We start from the raw sequence: 9920 nt of genomic DNA on the forward strand, positions 1-9920 counted from the left end.
GGCGAAACCGCTATTTTACGCTGTCGCGTCACCGGTGCGCTGCGGCCAGAAATGCCATGTTACCATTTGTCAATAATTACTAACTTGTCAATGCTACGGCAGGGTAAAGGAATACACGGTGCTGGCGAAAAAAGTACAAGATAAAAAAGTGCTTAGTAAAAAAGTCCTGGTCGGGGCACTTGCCGGGGTGGCGCTGGTGGCGGCCGCGCTGGTCGGCTACCGCGTCTTCGGCTGGGGCGCGATGGGGCCGGTCAACGGCCTGAAGCTGGATTTATCCCGGCCCGACGCGCTGGTCCGGACGAAAAGCCTGTCGACCTTGCCGCGCGACCTGCTGACGGTGCCGCTGGCGCGCGATGTGCTGCGCGAGGATTTCCTCTTCTATTACGAGCAGAGCGAAGACCGGCTGGGCCTGAAGGGCAGCTTGCGCCGCATCGCCTACGAACATGAGCTGGGATGGGGCGACCAGTTGCTGCGCATGGTGCTGGACCAGCCTGCGGAAGTGGCCCTGTGGCGCGACGCCGACGGCTCGCTCAAGCACTTCGCCATCGCCGTGTCGCGTGGCCAGTTGACGCGCCTGCTCGAGGAAGCGGGCAAGATCGCCTTGAAGGATACGCAAATGCGCGTGGCCGGCAGCTTGCGCGTCGATGGCGGCCAGGTGCCGGTGTACGCGCTCAATTACGCCTACCAGCGCACCTTGCTGTTTGCCGCGCACGGCCAGCGCCTCGTCATCCTGTCCCATCCCGGCATGCTGTATGGCGGCAGTGATGGCAAGAATGGCGATGGCACGGCCGAGAAAACCGTGGCCAGCCTGCTGGCGCCGGAGCCGGCCAAACAGAATGTCTTTCATGCGCAGTTCCATCTCGACAGCGCCGCGCCTGAGGGCCACAGCATCGCCGTCAAGGCGGACTTCCTGTCATTCGGTTACCAGCCCTTCTTTGGCGCGCTTGAAGCGCTGCGTTTCGATTTCAGCAAGGGCGCCTGGCAGTCCAAGGTGCTGCTCAATGCGGACAAATTGAACCAGAGCGGCAAGGGCGGCTACGACAGCAGCGCCTTGTGGCCCGTGCTGCCGCACAACCCGAGCGCCTGTTTCAGCGTGCCGGTGGACTGGACCGCGCTGCAGCCCGTGCTCAAGCGCCTGGGCGACAAGACGTCGGCGCCGGTGGTGCCGCTGGCCGGACACTTGCAAGGCCCTGCCGCCGCGTGCTGGTACGGTACTTCGCGCCTGCATACGCCGGTGTTTGTCGCCACCCGCAGTGCGCAGACCGGTGATGACGCTGTATATGGCAGCCTGTTCGAGGCGGCCATCGGCGGCAAGGACCCCGTGCGCAAGACCACTGGCAAGGATGGCGCCGTTCGTTGGGAGCGCAGCGTCGCCACGGCCCTGGGCCAGTCCGCGCCGGCGCTGGCCGTAGCCGGTAATACGGTGGTCTTTTCCGCTGACGGCAAGCTGGTGGACCAGGTGCTGGCCGTGCGCCGCAAGCAGGCGCCGGCCGCCAGCGACCTGCTGCCCGATGGCGCGCGCACCATTGGCCTGATCGCGCCGGCATCGCTGGCCCGCCTGATCCAGCTGGAAGCCTTCGATACCCTGCCGGCGAACAACGAACCGGTACTGCGCGCGGCCGCCAACGAACACCTGGTGCCGCGCCTGAACGCCTTGAAAAAATACCCGCCGCTGCGCATGGTACTCAAGCGGCAGCCAGCCAGCGGCACGTCATGGGAAACGCTGGAATGGCAGGAGACCGCGCGATGACGGTACGGCATGCGCGCCGTGCCGCCTTGCGATTGTTGGCGGCCTGCGCCGCCACCGTGGCAATGCCCGCGTGGGCCCTGCGCGCGGCCGCCGAACCGCAAGTGCAGCTGTCGCAGGCCCAGAGCCGCGCCTTCCAGGCCTGGATGCTGCGCATCGTCAATGCGCAGATCGAACGGGGGCCGTCACCGCGCTGGACGCACCGCGATTGCGCCGGCCTGGTGCGCTTTGCCGTCAACGAAGCCTTGACCGTGCATGACGCGAAGTGGCTGCATGCGAACGGCATCGCCAGCGACCGGCGCCTGCCGCCCGAGCTGGAACTGGACGCGAAGCAGGCAGCCTTGCGCAACCGCTGGGTGCAGACGGGCGGCAGCGTCGGCCACTTCGTCACGGCGCTGGCGCTGGTGCAGCACAACAGCCGTTTCATCGCCCGCGAAATCAGCCAGGCGCTGCCCGGCGACCTGCTGTTTTTCGACCAGGGCGACGAACAGCACCTGATGGTCTGGATGGGGGCGCGCATCGCCTACCACACCGGCACCGTCACCCCCGACGACAATGGTCTGCGGACCGTCGATATCAAAGAACTTACGAGCTGGAAGGACACGCGGTGGCAACCTGTGGTCAACAATCCGAATTTCGCCGGTGTGTTCCGGCTGGCGTTTTTATCATGAAGCCGATTTTTTTCATGAAGCTGCTATTTGCCGGCCTGCTGGCGCTGGTGCTCATAGGCGGTGCCTCCGCGCAGCAGCGCGAACCGAGCAACTACAGCACCTTCAAGGGCGAGCCCTTCTTCCTGCTGTCGGACGCCAGCTACGGCAGTCTTGATGAAGCGCGCGTGCGGCTGGAAGTGCCGGGCCGCGATATGGGACGCATGAACCTGGAAGCGTATTCGGGCGCCGACATCGTCGTCTACCGCGTGCCCGAGCCGATGGAATTCCTGAAAAAGCAGCGCAATCTGCACCGCATCCAGGTTGAAGGCAATTACCAGGGCGAGGGCCTGGCCAACACCTTGAGCTTTCTGTGGGATAGCTGGTGGAAGCAGTCGCGCCTGGCCTGGCGCAAGCTGTTTTCCGGCGACGCGCGCCGCGCGGTCACGAAAGAGCAGCCGCAACTGGCGACGAATGACGCGATCCGCAAGCCGACCGTGTTCGCCAACCATCCGCAGTACAAGCCGATCAAGGGCATGGAGCTGGTCGACAGCTTCCGTTATCCGATCTGGCAAGCCAAGGCCATCGCACCGCCGAAAGGCGTCAAGCTCGATGGCTCCAGCAGCGACTTCATCGTCGCCGGCGCCGGCAACGTGATGATACCGCTGGGTAAACGCAAGCCGGGCTTGTACCTGATCGAAGCGATCATCGGCGAGCACCGCGCCACCACCCTGGTGTTCGTGTCGGACACGGTGGCCGTCACCAAGGTATCGTCCGGCCAGATGCTGGTGTGGACGGCGCGGCGCGACAACAGCGCCGCCGTGGCTGGCGCCAGCGTGGCGTGGACGGACGGCACCGGCGTGCTGCAGTCGGCCACTACGGGTGCAGATGGCGTCGCCTCGCTCGAGCGCGGCAGCCCGGAACATACGTATGTGCTGGGCCAGGACCGCGACGGCGGCGTGTTCGTGTCCGAGAATTTTTACTATGACAGCGAAATCTATAACACCAAGATTTATGCGGTAACCGACCGGCCCCTGTACCGGCCCGGCGACGAAGTCAACGTCAAGTTTTTGGGGCGAGAATTCACTTCGGCGCGCGCATCGCAGGCGGCAGCTGCTGCGCCGCTGAGCCTGACCGTGCTCAATCCGAACGGCACGCCGCTGCTGACGCAAACGCTGCAGCTGTCCGGCGACACGGGCGCCGACACGCGCTTCCGCCTGCCCGCGGAAGCCACCGCCGGCGGCTATGAGCTGCGCTTCAATTACAAGGATGGCGTGTATGGCGCGGCCTTCCGCGTGGCCGAATATGTCAAGCCGCATTTTGAAATCAACGTCCAGCCATCGAAACCGGAATTCAAGACGGGCGAGGCGGTCAAGGGCAGCATCGCGCTGCGCTACCCCGATGGCAAACCGGTGAAAAACGCGAAGATGACCTTGTCGCTGCGCAGCCAGCAAAACACCATGGTCGAGGGCGAACTGCGTTACAGCGGCCTGTTCCCCGTGGCGCTGAAAACCGAGGAAGTGACGAGCGATGGCAGCGGCAATGTGGACTTCACCTTGCCGCCCGCCGCCGATCCGTCGCGCTACATCCTGACCGTGCTGGCGACCGATGGCGCGGCCTACCGCGTCAAGACGACGCGCGAGCTGATGATAGAACGTTCGAGCAGCAGCTACCAGCTGAAGGCCGTGCGCCAGTTTTCCGATCCGGGACAAAACGTGCATTTCGACCTGGTGGCCGATGGCCAAAGCGCGGCCAAGCCCGTGCGCTGGGAGATGGTGCAGCTGGAAAAACAGGGCAAGACCGAGGGTGCATTTGATCCGGCCGCCAAGGGCTGGGATGTGACATTCCCCGCATCGGGCTCGTATCAGCTGGCGCTGCGCGACGAGCGGGGCAATTTGCTGGCCGCCGCCAGCCACTGGGTGTCGGGTGACGGCGTGCAGGCGACGCCGGGCAGCATCGAGATCGTGCTGGACCGCGCCCGCTATCGTCCGGGCGACACCGCCGAAGCCTTGATCACTTTCTCCGACAAGGTCGACCAGGCGCTGTTCACGCTCGAGCGCGACAAGGTGGAACACCATGGCTTGATGGCCGGCGCCGCTGATTGGTACCAGGCGAAGCGCGTGGCGCCGCGGCAGTGGCGCGTGCGCATTCCCGTCAAGGAAGAACATGGGCCGAACATGACGTTCTCGGTGGCCTATACCCGCAATGGCGATTTCGTCTTCGAGAACGCGGGCCTGCAAGTGATCGAGCCGCGCATCGCGCTGCAGTTCAAGAGCGACAAGGAGGTTTACCAGCCGGGCGAAAAGGTGACGCTGGACGTCAAGGCGACCCTGGACGGCAAGCCCCTGAGCACCATGGTGGCGCTGGGCGTGGTCGATGAAATGATCTATGTGCTGCAGCCGGAAATCGCGCCGGACATCGGCGACTTTTTCTATCATCCGCGCCGCAACAACGTGCGCACCACGGCCAGCCTGTCTTTCATCAGCTACGACATGGCGCAGGGGCGCACAGCGGGCGCACCGGCGCGCCACAACTACAACGAGCGGGGCGTCAAGGTACTCGAACGTCCGCGCCGCGACAATATCGATACCGCGTACTGGGCGCCATCGCTGAAGACCGATGCCAATGGCAATGCGCGCGTGAGCTTCACCATGCCCGACGCGCTGACACGCTGGCGTATCACGGGCCGCGCGATGGATGAACAGGGACGGGTCGGCCAGCGCACCGCCTATCTGCGTTCGGAGAAGAATTACTATGCCAAGTGGACCGCGCCTGACTGGATGCGCGCCGGCGATGCGCCGCGTGCTTCGGTGGCCGTGTTCAACCAGACGGGCAAGGAGCAGGCGCTCGACGTGGTGCTTTCCGGCGGTGCAGGCGGAACGCAAGCGAAGACGGAAAAACTGTCCGCCAAGCCGGGTGTTAATTACGTCGAATTCCCGCTCGCTGCAGGCGCTGCCGGACCGCTGCGCCTGGAGGTAAAACAGAACGGCAAACTGGTCGATGCGCTGGACACGGCCATGCAGACGCTGCCCGCCACCTGGAGCAGCCCGCGCACGCTGGTGCTGCCGCTTGATGGCGCCGCTGGTGAGATTCCCCTCAAGCTGCCGGCGGATGCGCGCAATATCCGCCTCTCGTTCGCGCAAGGAGCCGCCAGCCACTTCGCGCGCATTGCCGACGATCTGATCGACTATCCGTATGGCTGCGTGGAGCAGACGGCGAGCCGCCTGATTCCGCTGGCGCTGGCCACGCAAAGCCTGGGAGCGGATGCCGGCGCGGCAAGCGAGCGCCTGCAAACGCTGCTGACTGCGCAGCGCCTGCGCCTGGTGTCCATGGCCGGTCCGAATGCCGTCTTCGGTTGGTGGGGCAATGCCACGGCCGGCAATGCCTTGATGACGGCCTATGCCTATTACGCCGACTGGTACGCGGCGCGCGCGCTGCGCATCGAGCTGCCGCCCGAACACTGGAACAAGCTGCTGGCCGTCTACAGCGAACATGGCTTGAAGGACGCGATGGGCGACCGTGCGCTGGTGCTGTGGATGGCGCGCGAGATGGGCCTGCCCACGCAGACGCTGGCGGCGGGCCTGGTGGACGACAGCGCTATCGCCGTCCTGGGCGGCAAGCCGCGTCAGGCGGGCGACAGCGGCAGCCTGCTGCTGGGCGGCGCTTCTGACCGCGAAGCGCAAGCGATGTCGCTGGGCCTGGTGGCGCTGGTCGCCGCCCAGAACGGCATCGCCCTGCCGCATTCGCTGCAGCTGCAAGTGGCCAGCGCGTGGCAGGTGCTGCGCGAATCGAAAGCGCCGGTGGCGCAGGCCCTGCTGATGCTGGCTGGCGAAGTGCCGGCTACCCAGGCCGAGGCGGTGCTGGCCAGCGTGCGCGCCGAGATGCCGACCCTGGACCGCGCGATGACCTTGTTGTGGGTGCAAAAAAAGCTGGGCGGGGCATCGTTTGGCAAGGGGCCGGCCGTCGCGCCGGACGGCGCATGGCAAAAACGCGACAGCCGCGGCGGCCAGCCGCTCTGGCGTTGGAGCGATGCCAAGGGCCTGCCTGACAAACTGCGTCTCGCTGCATCGACCCCGGCGCCGGCCGGCACGGTGGCTGTGCTGCAGTACGACAGCCACGCCGCCGAAACGCAGACCTTGCCGGTCACCGTCGAACGGCGCATCCTGCGTATGAAGGCGGGCAAGGGCGGCTACACGACGGAGCTGGTCAAGCCGGGCGAGGCGCTCAGCACGGACGCGCTGTACCTCGATGAAATCACCTTGAAAGCAGCGGCGGGCGCGAAGCACCGCTTTGGCTTGCTGGAAGTGGCGCTGCCGCCGGGCGCCATGGTCGAATCGACCACCTGGGGCATGGTCATGGCGGGCGACAAGCCGGCCGCGCTGGAACGCGCGCGTCATGCCGAGCGCCGCGACGGCTATGCGGTGCCCATCGAGCCTTTGGCCGGCGACGTGACCGTGCGCCATTTGATCCGCTTTGCACAGAAGGGCATTTATGTGCTGCCGCCAGCGCGCTTTTACCGCATGTACCAGCCGGAGCAGAAAGCCTTCGAGGGCGGCGGCAAGATCACGCGCGCGTTGAAGGTCGAGTGATGCGTGTGGTACTTCCTGCGTTGATGGCGACCCTGCTGCTGGCCGCTCCTGCCCGGTCTGCATCGCTGGATGTCGCCTGGTGGCGCGACGGCAAGACGGAAGTGCGGCAGTTGCGCCAGGGCGGTGCCGCGCCGCCGCCGTTTGACGGCGCGCGGCAGGTGCCACTGGCCAGCCTGTGGAAGCTGTTTGTCTATGTATACGCGGCCGATAACAAGGTGGCGATGCCGGACTACCGCTGCGGCGGCCGCGATCCGGAAGAAGTGTATTGCTGCGATGCGGGCCAGAGCATCGGCCACGACGCGGCGCTGGCGCAGTCCTGCGGCCTGTTTTTCTCGCCCAGGCGTCTGATGATCGCGCCGGCTTCATGGCGCCAGTACTGGACGGGCCGCCTGGGTAGCGCACCGACAGGCGATTTTGCCTGGCTGTCCGACCCCGCGCAGCTGGCGCCGGCGCGCATGGTGCGCCTGGACAGCCTGCTGCGCGCGCTGGGCAGCATCCCGGCTGCCAGCCGCGCGGATGCCGAAGCGGCGCTGCTGCGCGTGGTGCTCGATGGGCGCGGCTTTGGTGCGGCGCGCTGGTTCGGTAGCCAGCTGCGCGTGAAGACGTATTCCTGGCACGAGCAGCGCCGGGCAGAAGAGCGTATCGGCGGCGCGGCCGGCTGGCTGGCCGACGGCACGCCGATCTGGTTTGGCGGCGCGGGTGGCAGCAGCAATGTCTTTGCACAGTGGGCGCCCAGACTGGCCGCCAGCTTGCCGCCAGTGGGCGCGGCCGACGATGGCGGCTGCGTGGTGGTCGATTACTTCAAGCGCTATCCGATCCGTGCCGTGCGCGGCGAGCGTGGCGTAGCCGCACCTGGCCCGCTCAATGGCCGCTACCATGTGCAATTCGAAAATGGCCAGAACCTGGCCCTGCGCAGCACCGGCGAGTTGATGCTGCTGCAGGAGAAGGGCGGCCGCCCGCAATTGCGCGGCCGCTTCGGCGTAAATGAATATGTGGCGCGCGTGCTCGACCGCGAAGCGAATGCCGGCGAGCCGGAAGCGGCCAAGGCGCTGGCGATTGCCGCGCGCACGTATCTGCAGCAGAATGCCGTGACCGTGGCAGGCTGCCAGCAGATCGCCGACAGCAGTGCGACCCAGCGCGTCAGTCCCAGCCCCGCCACGCCCGCGGCGCTGGCGATTGCGCGCTGGACCGACCAGTTAATCGTCGATGGCGTCACCGTGCGCTATCACACGAATTTGCCGTCCGAGGGCACCATGGCATGGAGCGAGGCGGTGCGCCAGGCCAAACAGGGCAAGCACTATGATGAATTGCTGGCGGCAGCCTATCCCGGCGGCGCGTTGAGTACCTTTGGCAATACTGGCGCGCGTTGCCAGCGCCTGGCGCAGAACGAGGATTGGCTGGCGCGGTCCGTGCCGCGCTGGCAGCGCGTGCTGCTGCGCGAGGCCGGCTACGAGGCGCCGTCACAAGCGCCGCTGGTCTGCGCCTTGCAGAGTGGCGCGCCGTATTCGGAGCAGTCGCGCAACCGTATCTTCATGCGGCCGCTGGCCACGCGCGAAGACCGCATCACCCTGGCCCATGAATACCTGCATCTTGGCCTGCGCCGTCATCCGCGCGGCCAGGACGAAGAATATGTCGAGCGGCTGGCCCGCCGGCTCGTCGACCTTAACCTGGAGGCCCTGTGAGTTTTTATATCCGTTGCTCGATTCCCCTGATGCTATTGCCACTCTGGGCGCAGGCCCAGGTCACCATCGATGCACCGAAGGGCGGCTGGCGCAATTCGGCCGGCGCGCGCGAGGACTATACGCAAGCGGTGAATTACCCCGCCGCGTCCGTCAACCTGCAGCCGGGCCAGGCCGAGACGGCGCAGATAAGGGGACGCATCGCGGGCGCCGTCAAGGGCAAGCCCGCTACTTTGGTGGTCAATGGCGTGGCGATGCCAATGGAAGTGGGCGAGGATGGCAGCTACGGGCGCCCGTATGGCTTCGGCAGCGGCTCGAACAGCGTGGAAGTGCGCTCGCCGGATGGCAGGAGCCGCGCGCGCACCCAGTTTGTCGACAGTTACCAGGGCAAGACGCAGGCGCGCCTGCGTATCGTGCTGTCGTGGGACAGCGCCGGCACGGACCTCGATATGCACGTGGTCACGCCGGACGGTGGCCACGCCTGGTACGGCAATCGCGTCTTGAAAGATGGCGGCGCGCTGGATGTGGACGTGACCACCGGCTATGGCCCGGAGATCTTTTCCAGCGCGGCACCCCTGAAGGGCAATTATCACGTCTATGTCAATTACTACGGCAGCGGCGAAAACACCGCCATGCTGACCGTCGCCCGTATATCGGTCATCACCAATGAAGGCACGCCGCGTGAAAAGCTGCAGAGCTTCCAGGTACCGATGCGGGCTGCTGGCGAGCTGACCCTGGTGAAATCGTTCGTCTTGCCATAACTGGTCGAAAATGGCTCTTGCGGAGCCGCAGCACTATGGCTATAATTCGCCCCCTCGCTGAACGACGCATGCAAATGCCGAGTGCGGTGAGAAAAAAGAAGGAGTTGACGGACGTAGCAAATTGCTTCATACTCTTCCTTCTTCGCAGCTGACAAACACAACGCTTTGTCGATAGCGCGAAAGCAGTAACCGAATACAGTTCTTTAACAATTAACAGTCGATAAGTGTGGGCATTTGATGTAAGTGCAGCAGTGATCTTCGGACCGCTGTAAAACTTAAAATATCAAATGTTCACAAGAAATAATGAAATAGGCGCTACGAAAGTAGTGGCCTGTCAGTTTTTTGAGTGAGCAAACACCTCGCAATGCGAGGGGTTTGAACTAGTTAAATAGTTCGACCATGCCGGTAAAACGGCAAAGTAACAGAGATTAAACTGAAGAGTTTGATCCTGGCTCAGATTGAACGCTGGCGGCATGCCTTACACATGCAAGTCGAAC

5 protein-coding genes and 1 rRNA gene are annotated in these 9920 nt (G+C 64.8%); all 6 read left to right on the top strand.

The annotated features are described in order from the left end of the window. Window positions 1–148: 148 nt before the first annotated feature. Complete coding sequence (locus tag BLT98_RS27460) at window positions 149–1750, top strand: DUF2138 family protein (protein WP_170846510.1); 1602 nt, start codon at window positions 149–151, stop codon at window positions 1748–1750. Continuing rightward, complete coding sequence (locus tag BLT98_RS27465; RefSeq protein ID WP_034781354.1) at window positions 1747–2418, top strand: DUF1175 family protein; 672 nt, start codon at window positions 1747–1749, stop codon at window positions 2416–2418. The genes BLT98_RS27460 and BLT98_RS27465 overlap by 4 nt, the downstream gene beginning before the upstream one ends. Then, complete coding sequence (locus BLT98_RS27470) at window positions 2415–6983, top strand: alpha-2-macroglobulin family protein (protein WP_092613373.1); 4569 nt, start codon at window positions 2415–2417, stop codon at window positions 6981–6983. The genes BLT98_RS27465 and BLT98_RS27470 overlap by 4 nt, the downstream gene beginning before the upstream one ends. After that, entirely contained in the window at window positions 6983–8665 is a 1683-nt protein-coding gene (locus BLT98_RS27475) for a DUF2300 domain-containing protein (RefSeq protein ID WP_092613375.1), read from the top strand. The genes BLT98_RS27470 and BLT98_RS27475 overlap by 1 nt, the downstream gene beginning before the upstream one ends. A gap of 29 nt (window positions 8666–8694) precedes the next feature. Beyond that, window positions 8695–9423: a YfaP family protein gene (locus BLT98_RS27480; protein ID WP_070253868.1), complete on the top strand. Its 729-nt coding sequence runs from the start codon at window positions 8695–8697 to the stop codon at window positions 9421–9423. Window positions 9424–9853: 430 nt separating this feature from the next. Then, a 16S ribosomal RNA gene (locus tag BLT98_RS27485) occupies window positions 9854–9920 on the top strand; the annotation flags it as partial.

Origin of the sequence: Janthinobacterium sp. YR213 (assembly GCF_900099875.1) — a bacterium.
GTDB classification, from domain to species: Bacteria; Pseudomonadota; Gammaproteobacteria; order Burkholderiales; family Burkholderiaceae_D; genus Janthinobacterium; species Janthinobacterium lividum.

Excerpts from the sequence above, each read along its gene's own strand:
- BLT98_RS27465 (WP_034781354.1), top strand. The coding sequence starts at position 1,747 with ATGACGGTACGGCATGCGCGCCGTGCCGCCTTGCGATTGTTGGCGGCC.
- BLT98_RS27480 (WP_070253868.1), top strand. The coding sequence starts at position 8,695 with ATGCTATTGCCACTCTGGGCGCAGGCCCAGGTCACCATCGATGCACCG.
- BLT98_RS27470 (WP_092613373.1), top strand. The coding sequence starts at position 2,415 with ATGAAGCCGATTTTTTTCATGAAGCTGCTATTTGCCGGCCTGCTGGCG.
- BLT98_RS27475 (WP_092613375.1), top strand. The coding sequence starts at position 6,983 with ATGCGTGTGGTACTTCCTGCGTTGATGGCGACCCTGCTGCTGGCCGCT.